At 58.9% G+C, this 20,136-nt stretch carries 15 protein-coding genes; 7 read left to right on the top strand and 8 right to left on the bottom strand.

Annotation, left to right across the window (positions count from 1 at the left end; genetic code table 11):
* Positions 1-224 precede the first annotated feature (224 nt).
* From B2590_RS17285 to B2590_RS17250, 8 genes are all read right to left on the bottom strand, one after another.
* A complete protein-coding gene (locus tag B2590_RS17285; RefSeq protein ID WP_286812040.1) occupies positions 225-1,907 on the bottom strand; it encodes an AMP-binding protein in 1,683 nt (560 codons plus the stop codon).
* Positions 1,908-1,964: 57 nt separating this feature from the next.
* Positions 1,965-2,540 carry a peroxidase-related enzyme gene (locus B2590_RS17280; RefSeq protein WP_286812010.1) on the bottom strand — a complete coding sequence of 192 codons (576 nt, stop codon included), beginning with the start codon at positions 2,538-2,540 and terminating at the stop codon, positions 1,965-1,967.
* Between the two features lie 142 nt (positions 2,541-2,682).
* The gene (locus tag B2590_RS17275; protein ID WP_286812012.1) at positions 2,683-3,591 is read right to left on the bottom strand and encodes a hydroxymethylglutaryl-CoA lyase; all 909 of its coding nucleotides are present in this window, start codon (positions 3,589-3,591) and stop codon (positions 2,683-2,685) included.
* Positions 3,591-5,588, bottom strand: coding sequence for an acetyl/propionyl/methylcrotonyl-CoA carboxylase subunit alpha (locus B2590_RS17270; protein WP_286848025.1), 1,998 nt, complete (start codon positions 5,586-5,588; stop codon positions 3,591-3,593). Before B2590_RS17270 ends, B2590_RS17275 begins: the two co-directional genes overlap by 1 nt.
* Positions 5,588-6,394 (bottom strand): enoyl-CoA hydratase-related protein, encoded by an 807-nt coding sequence (locus B2590_RS17265; protein WP_286812014.1) that lies wholly within the window; start codon positions 6,392-6,394, stop codon positions 5,588-5,590. The genes B2590_RS17270 and B2590_RS17265 overlap by 1 nt, the downstream gene beginning before the upstream one ends.
* Before the next feature lie 14 nt (positions 6,395-6,408).
* Positions 6,409-8,016: a carboxyl transferase domain-containing protein gene (locus B2590_RS17260; protein ID WP_286812015.1), complete on the bottom strand. Its 1,608-nt coding sequence runs from the start codon at positions 8,014-8,016 to the stop codon at positions 6,409-6,411.
* A 332-nt stretch (positions 8,017-8,348) separates the two neighbouring features.
* Positions 8,349-9,515, bottom strand: coding sequence for an isovaleryl-CoA dehydrogenase (locus B2590_RS17255; RefSeq protein ID WP_075195364.1), 1,167 nt, complete (start codon positions 9,513-9,515; stop codon positions 8,349-8,351).
* Between the two features lie 25 nt (positions 9,516-9,540).
* Positions 9,541-9,987, bottom strand: a complete 447-nt coding sequence (locus B2590_RS17250) for a MerR family transcriptional regulator (protein WP_127402279.1) — start codon at positions 9,985-9,987, stop codon at positions 9,541-9,543.
* Positions 9,988-10,089: 102 nt separating this feature from the next.
* Between B2590_RS17250 and B2590_RS17245 the strand changes: the two genes are divergently transcribed.
* The 7 genes from B2590_RS17245 (at position 10,090) to B2590_RS17215 (ending at position 20,136) form a co-directional block, all read left to right on the top strand.
* Positions 10,090-10,851, top strand: a complete 762-nt coding sequence (locus B2590_RS17245) for an SDR family NAD(P)-dependent oxidoreductase (RefSeq protein WP_127402278.1) — start codon at positions 10,090-10,092, stop codon at positions 10,849-10,851.
* A 713-nt stretch (positions 10,852-11,564) separates the two neighbouring features.
* Entirely contained in the window at positions 11,565-12,875 is a 1,311-nt protein-coding gene (locus tag B2590_RS17240; RefSeq protein ID WP_007153314.1) for a nucleotide sugar dehydrogenase, read from the top strand.
* Positions 12,876-12,968: 93 nt separating this feature from the next.
* Positions 12,969-14,453 (top strand): glycosyltransferase family 2 protein, encoded by a 1,485-nt coding sequence (locus tag B2590_RS17235; RefSeq protein ID WP_041334401.1) that lies wholly within the window; start codon positions 12,969-12,971, stop codon positions 14,451-14,453.
* Positions 14,454-14,516: 63 nt separating this feature from the next.
* Complete coding sequence (locus tag B2590_RS17230) at positions 14,517-15,698, top strand: PilZ domain-containing protein (protein ID WP_051946516.1); 1,182 nt, start codon at positions 14,517-14,519, stop codon at positions 15,696-15,698.
* 14 nt (positions 15,699-15,712) lie between these two features.
* A complete protein-coding gene (locus B2590_RS17225; protein WP_127402277.1) occupies positions 15,713-17,089 on the top strand; it encodes a tetratricopeptide repeat protein in 1,377 nt (458 codons plus the stop codon).
* Between the two features lie 5 nt (positions 17,090-17,094).
* Positions 17,095-18,534 (top strand): alginate export family protein, encoded by a 1,440-nt coding sequence (locus B2590_RS17220; RefSeq protein ID WP_127402276.1) that lies wholly within the window; start codon positions 17,095-17,097, stop codon positions 18,532-18,534.
* Positions 18,535-18,543: 9 nt separating this feature from the next.
* A complete protein-coding gene (locus B2590_RS17215; RefSeq protein WP_127402275.1) occupies positions 18,544-20,136 on the top strand; it encodes a right-handed parallel beta-helix repeat-containing protein in 1,593 nt (530 codons plus the stop codon).

The following is a 20,136-nucleotide window of genomic DNA, read 5'->3' as shown; positions in this document are numbered from 1 at the left end:
TGTAGTCGTCCCTTTCTGACCCAGAAAACTATTTAAAATCAAATGGTAATCGGAGTCCAAAACGGCTACCGCCGGAGTTTTTCGATCCGGTTCGTATAACTCCAGACTGCTACAGGCCCCCCGCATGATTCCGACATTTCCAAAAGCGTATACACAGAATACACAAGGCACAAACCCCAGCACATGGCTGGGGTCTGAGGTAAGAGCGGACTGGAGGAGGGGCGTTACTTCTTCAACCCCATCTCCTCAATCGAAATCTCCCGCATCTTGAACTTCTGGATCTTCCCGGTGACGGTCATCGGGAACTCATCCACGAACTTGTAGTTCCTGGGGATCTTGAAGTGGGCAATTTTGCCTTTGCAGAATTCCCGCAGCTCGTCGCCGGTCACTGGGTCTGCGTCCGGGTTGAGTTTCACCCAGGCGATGAGTTCTTCGCCGTACTTGTCATCGGGGATGCCGGTCACCTGCACTTCCTCGATGGCGGGGTGGGTGTAGAGGAACTCCTCGATTTCTTTCGGGTAGATGTTCTCGCCGCCGCGGATGACCATGTCCTTCATGCGGCCGACGATCTGGATGTAACCGTCTTCGTCCATGGTGGCCAGGTCACCGGTGTGCATCCAGCCGGCGCTATCGATGGCTTCGCGGGTTTTCTCGTCGTTGTTCCAGTACTTCAGCATCACGCTGTAGCCACGGGTGCACAGCTCGCCGATTTCGCCGCGTGGGACCACGTTGCCGTTGCCGGGGTCGACGATTTTGGTTTCCAGGTGGGGCTGGGTGCGGCCCACGGTGGTGACCTGTTTCTCGAACGGGTCCAGGGAGCTGGTCTGGGTGGACACGGGGCTGGTTTCGGTCATGCCGTAGGCAATCTGCACTTCTTTCATGTTCATCTTGCCGTTGACCTTTTTCATCACCTCTGCCGGGCAGATGGAACCAGCCATGATGCCGGTGCGCAGGGTGGAAAGGTCGTAGGTTTCGAAGTCCGGCTCGGCCAGTTCGGCGATGAACATGGTGGGCACGCCGTACAGGGCGGTGGCTTTTTCCTGATGCACGGCCTGCAGTACGGATTGGGGCTCGAAGCCTTCACCTGGGTAGATCATGGTAGCGCCGTGGGTGATGCAGCCCAGGTTGCCCATCACCATACCGAAGCAGTGGTACAGGGGCACGGGAATGACCAGGCGGTCTTTCTCGGTGAGCAGTTGGCTCTCCGCCACAAAGTATCCGTTGTTGAGGATGTTGTGGTGGGTGAGGGTGGCGCCCTTGGGGTTGCCGGTGGTGCCGGAAGTGAACTGGATGTTGATGGGGTCATCGAACTGCAGTTGGCCCTGTACCTTGTCCAGTTCTTCCTGGCTGACGTCGCTGGCGAAGCCGACAAACTCGGCCCAGGTCCACATGCCGTCGTGTTTGTCTTCGTCCAGGTTCACCACGGCACGCAGCTCGGGCACTTTCTGGGCCTTGAGCTTGCCCGGGGCGGCGGCTTTCAGTTCGGGGGCCAGGTCGTAGACCATCTTGCGGTAGTCCGAGGCCTTGAAGCTGTCTGCCGTGACCAGCACGGAGATACCGGCCAGGTTCATGGCGTAGTCCAGCTCATGCACGCCGTAGGCCGGGTTGATGTTGACCAGAATGGCGCCCACTTTGGCGGTGGCGAACTGGGTGACGGTCCACTCGTAGCGGTTGGGGGACCAGATGCCTACGCGGTCGCCGCGTTTGACGCCGATGGCGAGGAAGGCGCGGGCGGCTTCGTTGACCTTTTCCACGAACTCTTTGTAGGTCCAGCGGATGTCTTGGTGCAAGGCGACCAGGGCTTCGGTGTCGGGGTATTTTTCGGCGGTGCGGTCGAGCATTGCGCCGATGGTCATGCCCAGCAGGGGCACTTCGGAGGTGCCGCTTGTATAGCTTGGGAGAGTCATGCTCATGATGTCTGCCTCCATTGTTGTTGTCGTCGAGGGCAAGCAGTGTGAAATCTGCTAGCGACTCTGGCTGTGATACTCAGGGTTCGGTTGCATATCGCTGGCGATGGCCACGCGATTGGACATGTTGTAGAAGCCGATCAGGTTGCTCAGGTCCCAGATGGCCCGGTCGCTGAGGCCGGCGTCCCGCAGGGTTTGTACGTGTTCTTCGGTGACGGTGGCCGGGGAGCGGGTCAGGTGCGAGGCGAAATCGAGCATGGCGCGCTGGCGTTTGTCGAGTTTGGCGCTGCGGTAGTTCATGACCATGTGTTCGCCCAGTTCGGGGTCGCCACTCAGTACCCTTACGGCGGCGCCGTGGGCGACCAGGCAGTAGTAGCATTTGTTGTCGGAAGACACGACGACGGCGACCATTTCCCGCTCGAGTTTGCTGAGTTCGCCTTCGCCCAGCATGAGTTCGTTGTAGAGGCGGGTGAAGCCTTCCAGCTGTTTGAGGTTTTGGCTGTAGGCGGTGAGTACGTTCGGGATCATGCCGAGTTTTTCCTGGCAGATCTGGAAGTACTTCTGGGTGTCTTCTGGCATGTCTTTGATCTCCGGGATTGGGAGATCCAAAGCGACTACGTTCTTGTTGCTCATTATTGCACCTAGCCTTCAGAGTTGAGTGCTGTGGGGAGCGAGCGAGGCTTTCCGGGACACGCCGTAAATACGTCCATGTAGGCTCGTAAAAAACATCCTTGTTTTTTACGGTCCCGAAAAGCCTCGCTCGCTCCCCATTTGATCATTTGCAGTTACCGCCTAATGCCTGGCCTACTTTTGAGCCGTTGTTGCGTTTCAACTGCTCGCTTATCCATTCGCCGGTTGTGACCAGTTTGTTGAGGTCGACGCCGGTTTCGATACCCAACCCGTTAAGCAGGTATAGCACGTCTTCGGTGGCTACGTTGCCTGATGCACCTTTGGCGTAGGGGCAGCCGCCGAGGCCGGCTACTGAGGAGTCGATTACCGCAATGCCTTCTTCCAGTACCGCGTACAGATTGGCCAGGGCCTGGCCGTAGGTGTCGTGGAAGTGGGCGGCGAGTTTTTCGATTGGAACCTCTGCGACGACGGCTTCGAGCATGCGTTTGGCTTTCAGCGGGGTGCCTACGCCGATGGTGTCGCCGAGGGAGATTTCGTAGCAGCCGAGTTCGGCCAGGGCCTTGGCGACTTTGGCGACCTGTTCGGGGGCGATGTCGCCTTCGTAGGGGCAGCCGAGCACGGTGGAGACGTAGCCGCGTACCGGGATGTTGTGTTGTTTGGCGGCTTCCATCACCGGCAGGAAGCGTTCGAGGCTTTCGGCGATGGAGCAGTTGATGTTTTTCTGGCTGAAGGATTCAGACGCAGCACCGAAGACGGCGACTTCGTCTACCCCGGCCGCGAGGGCGTTTTCGAAGCCCTTGAGGTTGGGGGTGAGGACGGAGTAGCGCACGCCTTGTTGGCGTTTGATGCCGGTCATGACTTCGGCGGCGTCGCCCATTTGGGGCACCCATTTCGGCGACACGAAGCTGGCGGCTTCGATGTGGTTCAACCCGCAGTCGGCCAGGCGCTCGATCAGTTCGGTTTTGATGTGGGTGGCGATGATCGGGCCGGGTTCGTTTTGCAGGCCGTCCCGGGGGCTCATTTCTACCAATCTTACCTGCTGCGGAAAGGCCATTAGCTTGCCTCCTCGTCTGCGGTGACTTCTATGGCGATCAGTTCGGCTCCCTCAGACACCTGGTCGCCTTCGGCGAAGAAGATGTCGGTGACCACGCCGTCGGCCGGGGCCTTGATGGCGTGTTCCATTTTCATGGCTTCCATGATCACCAGGCTCTGGCCGGCGGTGACTTTGTCGCCCACTTTGGTCTGTACTGCCACGATGGCGCCGTTCATGGGCGCGGCCAGGCTGCCTTCACCGGCCATTTCCTCGAAGCCGTAGGTTTCCCGGTAAACGGTGCATTGGAAGGTGTCGCCTTCGTAGAAGAGCACCAGCTTGTCCTCGTGCAGGTTACCGTGGACGCTGATGTGGTGGCCGTTGATGACGGCCTGCAGGTAGTCGTCGTCCAGCTTTGCCGTCAGGTTGTACACGCTGCCGCCGACGAACACCTGGTAGCGGTCGTCACGCTCCAGTACCTTGAGTTCGTGGATGTCGTCACCCACCTGCAGTTGCAGGGGCTGGGCGTATTCGGAATTCATGCGCCAGCTGTTCTGGCGGCCGAACGGCGACCAGGGGTCGGTGCTGATCACTTCCCGGGACTTGCGTTGTTCCAACACGAAGCCGGCGGCCAGTACCAGGGCCTTGTGGGTATCCAGTTTTGATTTCGGGAACAGCAGGTCCCGATGGTCTTCGATAAACCCGGTTGTCAGCTCCGCTTCCCGGAATGGCTGGGCGTCGGCCAGGGCGTGGAGGAAGCGGATGTTGGTTTTCACGCCGGCGATGCGGTAGTGCTCCAGGGCCTGGACCATGCGGTTGATGGCCTGGTCCCGGGTTTCGTCCCACACGATGAGCTTGGCGATCATCGGGTCGTAATGGATGCTGATGTCGTCGCCTTCGGTGACGCCTGTATCCACCCGTACATGCGCGCTCTCATCCGGCGTACTCAGGTAGCGCAGGTTGCCGGTGGCGGGCAGGAAGTCCTGGTCCGGGTCTTCGGCGTAGATGCGCGCTTCCAGGGCGTGGCCCCGGGTTTTCACCTGGGACTGTTCCAGCGGCAGCGGGTCGCCCCAGGCCACTTTCAACTGCCATTCCACCAGGTCCTGGCCGGTGACCATTTCGGTAACCGGGTGCTCCACCTGAAGGCGGGTGTTCATTTCCATAAAGAAGAAGGAGCCGTCCACGTCGTAGAGGAATTCCACGGTGCCGGCGCCCACGTAGTTGATGGCCTGGGCGGCTTTGACGGCGGCTTCGCCCATGGCTTTGCGGGTGTCTTCGCTCAGGCCCGGGGCGGGGGCTTCTTCCAGTACTTTCTGGTGGCGGCGCTGCACGGAGCAGTCGCGCTCGGCCAGGTACACGCCTTTGCCGCTCTTGTCGCAGAACACCTGGATTTCCACGTGGCGTGGCTGGGTCAGGTAGCGCTCGATGAGCATGTCCGGGTTGCCGAAGGCGTTCTTGGATTCCCGTTTGGCGGCGGCCAGGGCGTCGTCAAAGTCTTCCATCCGCTCGACCACGCGCATGCCTTTACCTCCACCACCGGCGACGGCTTTCAGCAGCAGCGGGAAGCCGCATTTTTCGGCTTCCTTGCGCAGGGTCTCCGGAGACTGGTCGTCACCGTGGTAACCCGGCACCAGGGGCACGCCGGCTTTTTCCATGATGGCCTTGGCGGCGGATTTGGAGCCCATGGCCGCGATGGCGGAGGAGGGCGGGCCGATGAACACGATGTTGTTGGCTTCGCAGGCTTCGGCGAACTGGGTGTTCTCGGAGAGAAAGCCGTAGCCCGGATGAACCGCCTGGGCGCCGCTTTCTTTGGCCACCTCGATGATTTTGTCCGCTTTCAGGTAGCTCTCGGAGCTGGCGGCGGGGCCGATGTGAAAGGCTTCGTCGGCCATGGCCACGTGGCGTGCGTCGGCGTCGGCGTCGGAATAGACAGCGACCACGCGAATGCCCATGCGGTGGGCGGTCTGTATGATCCGGCAGGCGATTTCGCCCCGGTTGGCGATCAGAATTTTGCTGAACATTAGTCTTCCTCCGGAACCCAGTTGGCCTTGCGTTTGTTCAGGAAGGCGCTGAGCCCTTCCTGACCTTCGGCACCCACCCGGATGTCCGCGATGCGTTGTGCGGTGTCGTCAATCACGTCGTTACCGATCACTTTCTGGCTGACGGCGAACACCAGCTCCTTGGCGGCTTTCATGGCTTCGGGGCCGTTGAGGGCGAGCTGCAGCAGCAGTTCGTTGCAGCGGCGTTCCATGGCTTCCACGTCGTCACACACTTCGTGCACCAGGCCGTAGTGTTCGGCTTGCCGTGCGGTGAACACCTCGGCGGAGATGAAGTAACGGCGTGCCTGGCGTTCGCCGATGGCGCGCACCACGTAGGGGCTGATCACAGCGGGTATCAGGCCGAGTTTCACTTCGCTCAGGCAGAAGCTGGCTTTCTCGGTGGCGAGCACGATGTCGCAGCAGGCGGCCAGGCCCACGGCACCGCCGAAAGCCGCTCCCTGCACCAGGCCGATTACCGGTTTGCCGAGATGGTTCAGGGTGTCCATCAGCCGCGCCAGTTCCCGCGAGTCGTCGAGGTTTTCCTGGCGGGTGTTGTCCGCCATGCGGCGCATCCAGCCCAGGTCCGCCCCGGCGGAGAAGTGTTTGCCTTCGGAGCGCAGGATGACAACGCTGGTGCTGTCATCGGTGTTTACGGTTTCCAGCGCGTTGATCAGTTGCTGGATGATCACGTCGTCAAAGGCGTTGCGTTTGTCCGGGCGGTTCAGCACCACTTCGGTAACGCCGCCGCTACGGCGATTGAGCAGAACCGCGTTTTTCTGTTCGGTCATGGCGTTGTCCTCCGTCACATGCGGAACACGCCGAAGCGTGTTGGCTTGGCCGGGCGGTTAAGGGTGGCGGACAGGCTGAGGGCGACCACTTCCCGGGTCTGGGCCGGGTCGATCACGCCGTCGTCCCACAGTCGGGCGCTGGCGTAGTAGGGGTGACCCTGGTGTTCGTAGGAGTCGACGATGGGCTTCTTGAACTCGGCTTCTTCGTCAGCACTCCACTCCTGGCCTTTCCGCTCCATGCCTTCACGTTTGACGGTGGCAAGCACGCCGGCGGCCTGTTCGCCGCCCATCACGGAGATGCGGGCGTTGGGCCACATCCACAGGAAGTCGGGGCTGTAGGCGCGGCCGCACATGCCGTAGTTGCCCGCTCCGAAAGACCCGCCGATCAGTACGGTGATTTTGGGCACGTTGGCGCAGGCCACGGCCATGACCATTTTGGCGCCGTGCTTGGCGATGCCTTCGGATTCGTGCTTCTGCCCGACCATGAAGCCGGTGATGTTCTGCAGGAACAGCAGCGGGATGTTGCGCTGGCAGCACAGTTCAATAAAGTGCGCGCCTTTCTGGGCGGACTCGCTGAACAGGATGCCGTTGTTGGCGATGATGCCCACCGGGTAGCCATGGATATGGGCGAAGCCGGTCACCAGGGTCTGGCCGTAGTAGCGTTTGAATTCGTCAAACTCGGAGCCGTCGACGATGCGGGCGATGACGTCGCGCACGTCGAACTGTTTGCGCAGATCGGTGCCGACGATGCCGTAGATTTCTTCGGCATTGAACAGGGGCGCCTTGGGCTTGCGGATCTCCACGTCGGTCGGTTTACGGCGGTTGAGGTTGGAGATGCAGCGGCGGGCGATTTCCAGGGCGTGGGCGTCGTTCTCGGCGTAGTGGTCGGCCACGCCGGAGACTTTGCAGTGCACGTCGGCGCCGCCCAGGTCTTCGGCGCTGACAACTTCACCGGTAGCGGCTTTCACCAGTGGCGGGCCGGCCAGGAAGATGGTGCCCTGGTTACGCACGATGATGGATTCGTCGGCCATGGCGGGTACATAGGCACCGCCGGCGGTGCACAGGCCCATGACGACGGCGATCTGGGGGATGTCATCGGCAGACATGCGGGCCTGGTTGTAGAAGATGCGGCCGAAGTGGTCGCGGTCGGGGAAGACGTCGTCCTGCCGTGGCAGGTTGGCGCCGCCGGAGTCGACCAGGTAGATGCAGGGCAGGCGGTTCTGCAAGGCGATTTCCTGGGCGCGCAGGTGTTTCTTGACCGTGAGCGGGTAGTAGCTGCCGCCTTTAACGGTGGCGTCGTTGGCGATGATCATGCATTCGGTGCCGGAGACGCGGCCGACGCCGGCGACGACGCCTGCGGCCGGGACTTCTTCATCGTAGACGTTGTAGGCGGCGAACTGGCCGACTTCCAGGAAGGGGGAACCGTCGTCCAGCAGGCGGTTGATGCGCTCCCGGGGGAGCAGTTTGCCGCGGGCGATGTGGCGTTCCTGGTAGGAGGGGCCGCCGCCTTGCTGGATGGTGGTCACTTTGTCCCGCAGGTCGGCCACGGCCTTGGCCATGGATTCCTGGTTCGCCTGGAATTCTTCGGACCTTGGGTTAACTTTGCTTTGGAGTATGGTCATGGCTTGTTAGTCCGTTTTTTAGTCCGTGCGTCGGGTCTGATGGCATGGCGCTCCAGGACACGCCGTGAATACGTCCCTGTAGGCTCGTAAAAAACATCCCTGTTTTTTACGGTCCCGGAGCGCCATGCCACCAGACCCTCGTCTGAATTTGGTTGCTATCCGCTCTTTGTACTTCTGTTTGAGGGCAACTACCCAGGTTCGGGCGGTTGGCCGGGTAGGGCTTTCGGGAATGTCGTAGGCCAAGGACGGCCTACGTCAAGCGCACATGGATGTGCTCGTAGCGGTTCCCGAAAGCCCTACCCGGCCGACCGCCTCCACCCGGAACAGCGGGCCTAGTTGTTCAGGTACAGCTCACGACCAATCAGCATCCGGCGGATTTCGGACGTGCCGGCACCGATTTCATAAAGCTTGGCGTCCCGCAGCAAACGGCCTGTCGGGTACTCATTGATGTAGCCGTTACCGCCCAGCAACTGGATGGCGTCGAGGGCCAGTTTGGTGGCCATTTCGGCGGAGTAGAGGATCGCGCCGGCGGCGTCTTTGCGGGTGGTGTTGCCGCGGTCGGCGGACATGGCGACCATGTAGACGTAGGATTTGGCGGTGTTCATCCAGGTGTACATGTCAGCCACTTTGCCCTGGACCAGCTCGAATTCACCGATGGCCTGGCCGAACTGTTTGCGCTCGCGGATGTAGGGAACCACCACGTCCATGGCGGCTTGCATGATGCCCAGCGGGCCGCCGGAGAGGACGAGGCGTTCGTAGTCGAGGCCGCTCATGAGGACTTTGGCGCCGTTGCCTTCGCCGCCCATGACGTTTTCCTTGGGTACCTTGGCGTCTTCGAACACCAGCTCACAGGTGTTGGAGCCGCGCATGCCGAGTTTGTCGAGCTTCTGGGCCTGGCTGAATCCCGGGGTGTCGCGTTCCACAATGAAGGCGGTGATGCCGCGCGGGCCGGCAGACGGATCGGTTTTGGCGTAGATCACATAGACGTGGGCGTCGGGGCCGTTGGTGATCCACATTTTGCTGCCGTTGAGCACATAGTGGTCGCCGGCGTCTTTGGCGCTGAGTTTCATGGAGACGACGTCGGAACCGGCGTTGGGTTCGGACATGGCCAGGGCGCCGATGTGTTCACCGCTGATGAGCTTGGGCAGGTACTTTTCTTTCTGCTCGTCGGAGCCGTTGCGGTTGATCTGGTTAACGCACAGGTTGGAGTGCGCGCCGTAAGAGAGTCCCACGGATGCAGAGGCACGGCTGATTTCCTCCATGGCGATGACGTGTGCGAGGTAGCCCATGCCGGAGCCGCCGTAGGCTTCGTCAACGGTAATACCCAGCAGGCCCATGTCACCGAACTTTTTCCACAGGTCGTTGGGGAACAGGTTGTCATGGTCGATGGCTTCGGCGCGGGGGGCGATTTCACTGGCGGCAAAGCCGTTGATCTGCTCGCGCAGCATGTCCAGGGTCTCGCCGAGGCCGAAGTTGAACTCTGAGTATTGTGATTTCATGGTTGGCTACCTTTTAATCTTGCTGTTATTTCTGCTCGGTGGACTCAGGCTCTTTGGTGGTGGCCTTTGTCTGTTTACGCTTTCGTTGTTGCAGGTCAGCAAGCGCCTCGCGGCATCGTGCTTCTGCGGTGTCCATTTCCATTTCCGCCTGGGCAATGTCGTTTTTCTGTTGCTCCAGTTGCGCCCGTTTGCGGGCCAGGGTGTCCAGCATCAATAGGAGCTGTTTCTCGTTGCCGCTGAGGGTTTCGTCCCACAGGTCAAAAAGCTCCTTGGTTTCCGACAGGGAAAAGCCCATGCGTTTGCCCCGGAGGATCAGCTTCAGCCGCACCCGGTCCTTCGAGCTGAAGATCCGGGTCTGGCCGCGCCGGGTGGGGTGCAGTAGACCCTGATCTTCGTAGAAGCGTACGCTTCGTGTCGTCACGTCGAACTCTTTGGCCAGCTCGCTGATGCTGTAAGTTTTCTTGATGTCCATAGAGATTTCCTTTTTAGACTTAGGTTAGATAAAGTTTACGTAAACGTAAAGTATTTTTAAGGCCCGATTTCAACCAACAGATATGTGAAACAGGAGTGAATGATGGAATTCAAAAATGTGGCAGCGATTGTAACAGGCGGTGCATCCGGCTTGGGCGAGGGCTCAGCGCGTGCCCTGGCGGCAGCTGGGTGCCGTGTGGCGATTCTGGATGTTCAGGATGAGCAGGGTAGAAAAGTGGCGGAAGACATTGGGGGCGTCTTTATTTACTGCGACGTGACGTCTTCTGAGAGTGCGGAAGCTGCGTTCAGCGAAGCCCGTAAGGCGCATGGGCCCTGCGGCGTGGCGGTCAGCTGCGCGGGTATTGCTCCGGCCGCAAAGATCCTGGGCCGGGATGGTGTGATGCCGCTTGAGGCATTCAGCAAGGTGGTTCAGGTCAACCTGATTGGGTCCTTTAACATTCTGCGTCTCGCCGCGGCCGATATGGCCCAGCGGGAGCCCAACGCGGATGGTGAACGAGGGGTCATTATCAACACGGCGTCTGTGGCGGCTTACGAGGGCCAGATTGGCCAGGCAGCCTACAGTGCGTCAAAGGGTGGCGTGGTATCGCTGACACTTCAGGCCGCCCGCGAGCTTGCCCGGGAAGGTATTCGGGTCAACACCATTGCTCCGGGAATCTTTATGACGCCAATGATGGCGGGCATGCCACAGGAAGTGCAGGACAGTCTCGCGGCCACGCTGCCTTTCCCCAAGCGATTGGGCAAGGCTGAAGAGTTTGGCATGTTGGTGGATCAAATGGTGCGCAACCCGATCCTCAACGGTGAGGTTATCCGCCTGGACTGTGCACTGCGCATGGCGCCTAAATAAAGCAGCAGCGCGTTAACACGAATCTCGTCTCTTTGGTGAGGTTCAGTGGTGGAGCTCAGTCGGTGATCGGCTGAGTTTCACTGTCTTTGAGCGGTATTTTTCTCGATACGACCCTGTATAACGACGAAAGATTCAAATGGGTTCCATACGAAAAAATCGCGTTTGATTCGATTTTATAATATCGATTTTTATTTTTTTGCGATTACGAAATAGAAAAGCGCACTCCTTTCTCTCATATGTACCTTATCGGTGCATGCTCTGATGATTTCCTTTTTCATTTCTTCTGCGTTGTCAGGCGACTAGATCTTTCCTGTATTCCAATTGTGCACACTGAAAATCAAGACATGTATCTCTTGCCTATAGTTGAAATTATCTTTTCGTAACAGGCATTTAACGTTTCGTTACGATAGTTTTCTGGCTGTTGGAACGCTGTGGACGACGTAGATCGCTTGCCGGTGATTTGTCCGTCTTCGTGTTCCCCCAACTCAAACTGGATACTCAAAAGGCGCATCAGGGCAACGTTTTCTGTTGAGCGTGCCTGTTCGTAATCAGACACCGGTCGCGGGGAAAAGTTCAAAAAAGAACCTCTTTTCCGATTTCGGGGTCGCTGTACCGAGCCTTTTGAGTGTCATCAGTCAACCAGTAGTCAGTCGTTGGATTCATGGCGGCTCCCGGGTGGGAGTCGCTGGATGACAGTCAGGGGAGTAAAGGATATGCGAGTCAGTATTTTTGGTTTGGGTTATGTCGGGGCGGTGTGTACCGCCAGTCTGGCCCAGCGGGGGCATCACGTGGTCGGTGTGGATGTGTCGCCCATCAAAATTGATCTGATCAACAGCGGCAGGTCTCCCATTGTGGAGCCGGGGCTGGAGGAGCTGCTCCGGAGCGGGCGCGAGAACGGATTCATCAATGGTGTTACCGACGGGCACATCGCGGTTCAGGAGAGTGAGCTGTCGATGATCTGCGTGGGCACGCCCAGCAAGCCGAATGGCGATCTTGATCTGCAGTTTGTCGAGAAAGTGTGCGGCGATATCGGTAATGCCCTGAAGGACAAGGGCGACTGGCACCTGGTAGCGGTGCGTAGCACGGTGCTGCCCGGAACGGTTCGTGAGGTGGTCATCCCGGCTTTGGAGAAAGCGTCCGGGAAACGCGCCGGCGTTGATTTTGGTGTGTGTGTGAACCCGGAGTTCCTGCGGGAAAGCACGGCGATCAAGGATTATGACCACCCTCCGATGACGGTCATTGGTGAGCTCGACGAACGCTCCGGCGAGTTCCTGGCGCGGATATACCAGGACCTTGATGCCCCCATCATCCGTAAGCCCATCGAAGTGGCTGAGATGATCAAGTACACCTGCAACATCTGGCACGCGACCAAAGTCAGCTTCGCCAACGAGATCGGCAATATTGCCAAGTCGATGGGCGTGGACGGCCGGGACGTCATGGACGTTGTCTGCCAGGACAAGAAGCTGAACATTTCACGCTATTACATGCGTCCGGGCTTCGCCTTCGGCGGTTCCTGCCTGCCCAAAGACGTGCGGGCACTGACCTATCGGGCCAATCAGATGGACGTGAAGCACCCGCTGCTGAGTTCCATCATGAGCAGCAACAATGAGCAGGTTGCCCACGCCTTCAAGATCCTCACCAGCTATGGCTGCCGCAAGGTGAGCATGCTCGGCCTGAGCTTCAAGTCCAACACCGACGATCTGCGGGAAAGCCCGCTGGTGGAGCTGGCCGAGATGCTGATTGGCAAGGGGTATGACCTGCAGATCTTCGACCGCAACGTGGATTACGCCCGCACCCACGGCGCCAACCGCGAATACATCAACCAGAAGATTCCGCACCTCTCGAACCTGATGCACAGCGACCTGCGTGGCGTGATTGATCACGCGGACGTGATCGTGGTCGGCAATAACGACGAGCTGTTCGAAACGGTGATTTCGGAAGTGCCTGAGGGCAAGCGGGTGATTGACCTTGTGGGCTTCATGAAGACCACAAGTACCGAGGTGCTGGAAGGCATCTGCTGGTAGGTCTTCACCCCCATGCGTGACGTCCTGGTGCCCTGGTGGGGCGGGGCGTCACGCTCAGAAAACGCACGGAATGTTATTTCAGGAACGGACGGCATGTCTTATATCTCAGACAACATAGTGTCCAGAACAGGCGGTTGGCTGCTTTTTCTCTCCGTACTCGGGGCGTTGGCGATCTCTTTGCCCACTACCTACACGGTGAGGGGCGGCGCCCACTTCCTCCTGGTCATCGGGGTGATTGGTATCTGGCGGTACTCCGTTGGGTTTATCCACTTTTTGCGTGCGATGTATTTCCTTAAATGGGCATTCCCCAAGATTCGGCGCCGGGCAAAGGCGTTGGGCGAAGACGCCGCTCCGTCCCATGTCTATCTGATGGTGACCAGTTTCCGTATCGATGCCGACACCACGGCCATGGTTTACAACTCTATTATCCGCGAAGCGGTTGAGTGTGGTTGGCCGACAACGGTGGTGGCATCGGTGGTGGAGCTTTCCGATGAAATGCTCATGCGGGCAATGTGGCGGAAGCTTGACCCACCCAGCCACATCAGGCTCAAGATTGTGCGCATTCCGGGGACCGGTAAGCGGGATGGTCTGGCGTACGGCTTTCGTGCCATTTCACGGGATCTGCCTGACGAGAATGCCGTGGTGGCCGTGGTGGACGGCGATACCGTGCTGGAACCCGGAGTGGTACGTAAAACCGCCCCTTACTTCCGGTTGATGCCGAACATCGGCGCGCTGACTACCAACGAGTTTTGCGAGGTGCGCGGCAGCTATCTGATGTCTGAATGGCACAAGCTGAGGTTCGCCCAGCGCCACATGAATATGTGCTCGATGGGGCTGTCGTATCGGGTTTTGACGCTCACCGGTCGCATGTCGGTATTCCGGGCCAGCGTGGTTACGCGCCCGGAGTTCATCAGCGACGTGGAGTATGACTCCCTGAAGCACTGGCGGCTGGGCGAATTCCGCTTTCTGACCGGCGATGACAAGTCCAGCTGGTTCAGCATGATGCGCCTGGGGTACGACACCTTCTATGTGCCGGACGCCACGATTCGCACAGTGGAGCATCCACCTGATCCCAGCTTTATCCGTTCTGCCCGTCAGCTGATGTTTCGCTGGTATGGCAACTCCCTGCGGCAGAATTCACGGGCTACCAAGCTTGGCCCCCGGCGCCTTGGATGGTTTACCTGGTACGTGCTTTATGACCAGCGCATTTCAATGTGGACCAGCATCCTGGGGCTGACTGCGGCTATCGTCGCGTCCATCAAGTACTCCGGTATTGTGCTGGTGGCCTACCTGCTTTGGATTGGGCTTACCCGTTTGGTGCTGACGTTGCTGCTTATCACTACCGGACACTCGGTCGGGCCAGCCTATCCGTGCATTCTCTATTTCAACCAGATCTTCGGCTCGCTGGTGAAAATCTATGTCTTTTTCCGGCTCGACCGACAGTCGTGGACACGCCAGAAAACCCGGTTCAGCGCGAACAACGCGTCTTTCCAACAACGCATGAACCGTTGGTCATCAAGAGTGATGACGATATCCGCAGGCAGTGTCTTTCTGGCGGTGGTGATGAAGCTGGTATAGCGCAAGGGGAGTTTTTCTTATGTACACCAATCATCGTTGGGACAACACACAAGGATCAAAGCAATGAATATGGCAGCAAGTAGGGCAGATATTGAACCGCAGTTTGTCCATGAATCCGAGGCACAGCGACAGTATGCCCGGGTAAGAATTCCGGCCAAGCTGTTTGTAAACCTTGGTGGCTCAACCCACAACTTTCCAGTGGCCGATCTTTCGGCCGGTGGGTTCAGTGTCAACACGGGCCTGGAGTCGTTTCGTCAGGGCCGGGTCTACAAGGGTCGCCTGGTGTTCAAGGTTGACGGCTTTGATCTTGCCATTGACGTGAACTTTGTCCCGCGCAGTTTCGATTCGATGAATGATCGCTGTGGGTGTGAGTTTCAGGATCTGGGAGCCCGGGAGGTTTCCGCCCTGAGATACCTCATTACCGCATTCCTCAGCGGTGAAGTGGTTTCCGCCGGCGATGTGCTCAACACGCTGTCCCGCGAAAACTTCACCAAGGCCCGCAAAGGCAAGGGCAGCAATGACCTTGGATTCTTCGGCAAGCTTCGCGCCATGGTCGGAAGCCTGATCGTGATGTTGATAGGTCTGTTTGCGATCAGCTTTGTGGTCTCCGAGCTGTGGGACATCTACTTCGTAACCAAGGCGGAGTCCGCCATGGTGGCGTCGGAGCAGATTCCCCTGCGGATTCCCAAAGACGCCAAGGTCACAACGCTGGTCAAGCCTGGGCAGGAGGTTAAGGCGGGCGAGGCTATCGCTACTTTTGACGCGCCCATGATGTCTTATGTGAATGACCTGGTTGGAGAGGGCAACTACAGCGTCGGCCAGATCGAAGAGCTGTTGGACCAGCGGGTTCGGGGAACGATCACCAGCCCCTGTGACTGCAAGGTGGTGAACATGAGGCCGGCGGAAGACCAGTACATGAGCAAGGGTGAGCAGCTTGCGGTTATGGCGCCGATGGACTCGTCCGCCCACGTTGTTGCCAACTTCCCGTTTAACCAGGGTGAAAAGCTCGAAGAAGGGCAGCAGGTGATATTGCGGCTCCCCAACGGCAAGGAACAGACCGGGCACATTACGTCGCTGTATGTGAACTCCCAGGCTCAGGGCGGGCTGGTTGACGTTATCAGTGCGTCTATCGAATCCGCCGAACCGCTGCCGATTGAAGCAATCGGACGCCCCATTGGTGTCACGGTCGACCAGTTCCGGATGCCGAGCCTGCAGAAGGTTGTTGAACGGTTTTCGGAAGGTTGAGGGAGTTGCGGAGCATGAAGCGAGTAGCGTGCATTGCCGGTCTGTTCACTCTGGTGCTGTCTGGTTGCGGCAACCTGCCCGACATTCAGCGGGCTGAGAAGGCTGCTGCCGAAGGTGACGTTCAGGAGGCCCGGGCGCAGTTGGAAAAGCTGGCGAAGTTTGGCCTGGCGGACGCCCAGGTGGAGCTGGGGGATCTTTATGGTGCGCAGGACACACCGGAAGCACGCCAGAAGGCGCTGGATTGGTACAGGAAGGCCGCGGAGCAGGGTAGTGAACGAGCTGCTATCAGGATAGGCAAGATGAATGCGCGGGAAGGGGAAACCCCGGAGCAGCGGGCCAATGGCGCCCGTTACCTGCGCAAAGCGCTTGCGGAAGGTGATAAGACGGCGTTGATCCCGTTGATCAACCTGTACATCCATTTCCCCCGGGAGTTCCCCAACGGCAAACCGCTTGAGCTGATTCAGCAGGCGCGGGAAGCCGGCGATCCCAAAGGTGACGTGGCTCTGGCTCGCTACTACCTGCTGACGGACCAGTTCGAAAGCCACACGGATGAAATTGAAGGGCTGTGCGCGCCCATTGCCGAGGCCCAGCCCGAATGCTTCCAACTGCTCGCCAGAGTGTATCTGGTTGACGGCCGGAGTGAGGATCTGAAGGCACTTGTTGACCGGGCCAAGCAGGCCTGGGAGCAGGGCAGTATTGAAGATCGCGATCTGTACCTGTTCGCGCGGTGGTTGTCGGACGACGAAACCCCGCAAAAACAGGTGGCTGCCACCAACGAACTCTACCAGATGTTGACGCCCGACTACGTGCCCGCCCTGACGGCGCGCGCCAAGTTGATCATGGAGAACAACTACCTCGCTGAACCGAAGGTCGTTATCGAGATGCTTCGGGAGGCGCGAGCCAATGGTGACCTGAAGGCGTCGCTGTCACTGGCCCGGGCCTATGAGCGAGGCCGCATTGTGCCGACCGATCCGAAGAAGGCGATCGAGTACGCCATGGAAGCGCGTGAAAAATACCCCTCGGCGGAATACCTGCTCGGGCGCATCTACAAGCGTGGCTATCTCGGGGAGCCAGATCCGGAGAAGGCCAAACATCACCTTCTGGCCGCTGCGCGCAGGGGGTTTCCAAAAGCGGATTACGCCCTCGCGGAGTTGTTCTGGGAGGCAAAGGGGATCGAGGTCAACCGGGTTTACGCCTGGAGTTTCGCGTTGCTGGCCGTGGAAGGCGGTGTTGAACGCGCGAAGGAACTGATGGTGGACATGGTGTTGACCCTGCCAAAGCACACCGAAGAAAGAGCTGAAGCTCTGTACCAGCAGGAACGTGCTGCACGTCGCCAGATGATGGCCGAGGGTGCTTCGGGCCCCGCAAAGACCACGAAACAAGGAGGATAAGCTCAATGCAGCTTATAAAGAATGATCGATTAACTCTCCTGGCGCTCTCTGTCAGTTGCCTGGTTTCACTGGGTGCGGCGCCCGCTGTGGCGCAGTCAATGGCAGAAGCTGAAGCCAACCAGAGTTACCCACGGCTGGTTGAGCAGAACGTGAAATCCAAGCTGAGCTTTATCAGCGAAGGTGATCGCCGTCTTGGGCTGGGCCCCAATGGTGAGACCAAGTCCAATGAGGCCGGGCTTGATATCAAACCCGAGTGGGTCTGGCAGTTGTCTCCGCACTGGCGCTCAAAACTGCGCCTGCAGGCGTTTGGCGCAACCGGTCAGGTAGACGTCAGCGACGAAATCGGCGGCACCACGACCGATGGCTTTTTTGCGCTCCGTGAGGCCTGGCTGGATTACAACGGCCTGAGTGACTATCCCGGCGAGTCGATTCGCTTTGGCCGTGAGCGGCTTAAGGAAAACAGCGGTATATGGTGGGACGACGACATTACCCTCACACGCTGGATCTTCAATACATCGCTGCTTGACGCCACGGTGGGTGTTGCCCAGAAGTTCGCTGAGTTGCGAACCGACACCAACGAACTTCAGGGTTATGAGCAAGACATCGCTCGCATGTTTGTCCACACGCGCTGGCAATGGCGGAAAGGGCACTATCTGGGTTTTCTGGCCACGCATGGGCAGGGTTATGGCAGTCAGGCTGACGAGTATGCGGCGCGAGGGCAGACCCTGGATGACAGCTTTACCGATTCGCTGACCTGGACGGCCATCCAGGCGGACCGAAGTTATTTCGATTGGCACTCCCACGATGCGTTTCAGTATTTCGCATCGGTTGCGGCAGTGAATGGTACGGACACTGTGATCGGTACAGACCCCAGTGCGCCCAGTGGCTTCAGTGATCGTGAACGCGATGTCTCCGGTTGGGCGGCGGACCTGGGCGCGCGTGCCCAACTGCTGGATACGCCCCGCTGGGTTGTCGGTGCTCACGGTGCCGTTGCGTCCGGTGGCGGTGGGCCGGGCGAAAGTGACGCCTTCCGGCAAACCAGCCTGGAAAGCAACCGCTCACGGTTTACCGGCACCCGTTCCCAGGTTCAGCGTTTTGGCGAGGCCATTCAGCCCGAATGGACCAACTTAAAGGTGTTCACGCTCTATACTGCGCTATCTGACCGCGACACCTGGGACGCCAACCTGCTGTATCACCGTTACTGGCTGAGTGATGAAAACGGCACCGTGCGCTCCGACCTGGTCGAGCCCGGTTTTACCGGCAGCAGTGACGATCTCGGGCAGTCGGTGGACTTGGTGCTGGGCTACTACGGCGACAGTGCTTCAACGTCCTGGGCGGCGTTTGATGTGCGTTTCCGTGGCGGCGTTTTCATGCCGGGTGATGCCTATGGTGACGATGCTGATGCCAGGCATCGGGTGGTTGTGGATGTTTCGAAGCGGTTCTGAGGAGAGCTCATGATAGCCCGAGAAAGCATGTGGGTCCTGAGCCTGCTGATCACCACACTGACACTGCCTGTGCAGGGTGTCGCCGCAGGCAATGCTGGCGCTGGCAGAACGGCGACCCCACCGCCGGCGATTGCGCCCCTGATGGAAGACTACGACATCGAGATAAAGCCCGGTGAGGAACTGTACTTGCCGGAGCCGGAACTGCCCGATGTGTCGGCTTATAGCCGTGACGCCATCGAGGCAAAGCTTGCCGGTCGGCAGGATTCCGCGCCGAATGTAACGGTGGAACGTATGGGCGGGGTCAGTGCACTGGGGGATTTCGTGGACGAAGGGCGGGCGCGCGAGTGGGTGATCCGTCAGTTTTCACATCCTCAGGCGATTATGGTTAACAGCGGGAAGGTGACGCTGGAGGATGTCTATCGGCAGGTGAATGATCGTCGCTACATGGAACAGGTCGGCGATGGTACTTACATCATTCGTTTGCCGCTGGCGGTCAAACAAGAGGCCACCCTGGTTCTGCGCGATGAGACCCTGCGGCTGTCGGAGGAGCGTGGTTCGTTTATTGCCAACGACGGCTGGCTGTTTGCCATTGACAGCAAGATTATTGGGTGGCGCGAGGAGGCCAATGGCCCGGCCACGTTCCAGAAGAAAGGCAACTTCCGCCCGTTCTATGTGGGCTGGGGCGGTAGCGAGAACTTTATTCTCGGCACCACCATGGCAAATCTGGGTTATCTCCAGAGTAAATCCTACGGCTTCACGGTGGCCCAGTATTCCGAGTACGACAACGCCCGCCTGCAGCGCAGCGCGCCCCATGCCTGGCTGGTGGAATCCACCTTCGAGGATCTCTACTACGGGTTCTACTGCTATGAGGCGGAAGACGTTGCCATCGTCGATAACGTCTATCGCAATAACGTTGTTTACGGCATCGACCCTCATGACTACTCCAGCCGACTGCTGATTGCCAACAACGAGGTTTATGGCACCCGTGAGAAGCACGGCATCATCATCTCCCGCGAGGTAAATAACAGCTGGATTGTTGGCAACCGTAGCTATGACAACGGGCTATCCGGCATCGTGCTGGACCGCCAGAGCAGCAACAACGTGGTGGCCAATAACGTTTCCTATGACAACCAGGGTGACGGAATCGGGCTCTACGAGTCGCCGGACAACCTGCTCTGGGGCAACCGGTTGATGAACAATCTGCGCAATGGCATCCGGGTCAGAAACAGCAGCAATGTGAATGTCTACCACAACGTTGCGGTGCTCAACGGTACCTGGGGTATTTATGGCCAGTTGAAAGACCTGTCCGCCACCGACCGTAATTTCAAAGAAGACTTCTACTCCTACGAGGTGTCGATGAACGTGGTGGGCGGCGAACTAGCCTCCAACGCCAGCGGTCCCCTGTCGACCGACAACCCTGCTTACATCGCAATTTATGACGTTGGAATGCGATTCCCCAGGTCAGACGTGGGGATCCACTTCGAGGGTGTGCTTGGCAAATACCAGATGCAGATTTTTGACGCACTACGGAACCAGGGGCGTGCAGTATTCATAGAGCCCAAGGCTGTGGTGTCGGGCCAGGTTACGCAGGCGGAGAACTGA

The organism is Marinobacter sp. UBA3604 (genome assembly GCF_002375325.1).
Lineage (GTDB): Bacteria > Pseudomonadota > Gammaproteobacteria > Pseudomonadales > Oleiphilaceae > Marinobacter > Marinobacter salarius.
This window is presented reverse-complemented; position numbering and strand designations above follow the sequence as displayed.

What these genes read in the sequence shown, in the direction of transcription:
- B2590_RS17285 (WP_286812040.1), bottom strand. Translation starts at nt 1,907, where the DNA reads ATGACTCTCCCAAGCTATACAAGCGGCACCTCCGAAGTGCCCCTGCTG.
- B2590_RS17280 (WP_286812010.1), bottom strand. Translation starts at nt 2,540, where the DNA reads ATGAGCAACAAGAACGTAGTCGCTTTGGATCTCCCAATCCCGGAGATC.
- B2590_RS17275 (WP_286812012.1), bottom strand. Translation starts at nt 3,591, where the DNA reads ATGGCCTTTCCGCAGCAGGTAAGATTGGTAGAAATGAGCCCCCGGGAC.
- B2590_RS17270 (WP_286848025.1), bottom strand. Translation starts at nt 5,588, where the DNA reads ATGTTCAGCAAAATTCTGATCGCCAACCGGGGCGAAATCGCCTGCCGG.
- B2590_RS17265 (WP_286812014.1), bottom strand. Translation starts at nt 6,394, where the DNA reads ATGACCGAACAGAAAAACGCGGTTCTGCTCAATCGCCGTAGCGGCGGC.
- B2590_RS17260 (WP_286812015.1), bottom strand. Translation starts at nt 8,016, where the DNA reads ATGACCATACTCCAAAGCAAAGTTAACCCAAGGTCCGAAGAATTCCAG.
- B2590_RS17255 (WP_075195364.1), bottom strand. Translation starts at nt 9,515, where the DNA reads ATGAAATCACAATACTCAGAGTTCAACTTCGGCCTCGGCGAGACCCTG.
- B2590_RS17250 (WP_127402279.1), bottom strand. Translation starts at nt 9,987, where the DNA reads ATGGACATCAAGAAAACTTACAGCATCAGCGAGCTGGCCAAAGAGTTC.
- B2590_RS17245 (WP_127402278.1), top strand. Translation starts at nt 10,090, where the DNA reads ATGGAATTCAAAAATGTGGCAGCGATTGTAACAGGCGGTGCATCCGGC.
- B2590_RS17240 (WP_007153314.1), top strand. Translation starts at nt 11,565, where the DNA reads ATGCGAGTCAGTATTTTTGGTTTGGGTTATGTCGGGGCGGTGTGTACC.
- B2590_RS17235 (WP_041334401.1), top strand. Translation starts at nt 12,969, where the DNA reads ATGTCTTATATCTCAGACAACATAGTGTCCAGAACAGGCGGTTGGCTG.
- B2590_RS17230 (WP_051946516.1), top strand. Translation starts at nt 14,517, where the DNA reads ATGAATATGGCAGCAAGTAGGGCAGATATTGAACCGCAGTTTGTCCAT.
- B2590_RS17225 (WP_127402277.1), top strand. Translation starts at nt 15,713, where the DNA reads ATGAAGCGAGTAGCGTGCATTGCCGGTCTGTTCACTCTGGTGCTGTCT.
- B2590_RS17220 (WP_127402276.1), top strand. Translation starts at nt 17,095, where the DNA reads ATGCAGCTTATAAAGAATGATCGATTAACTCTCCTGGCGCTCTCTGTC.
- B2590_RS17215 (WP_127402275.1), top strand. Translation starts at nt 18,544, where the DNA reads ATGATAGCCCGAGAAAGCATGTGGGTCCTGAGCCTGCTGATCACCACA.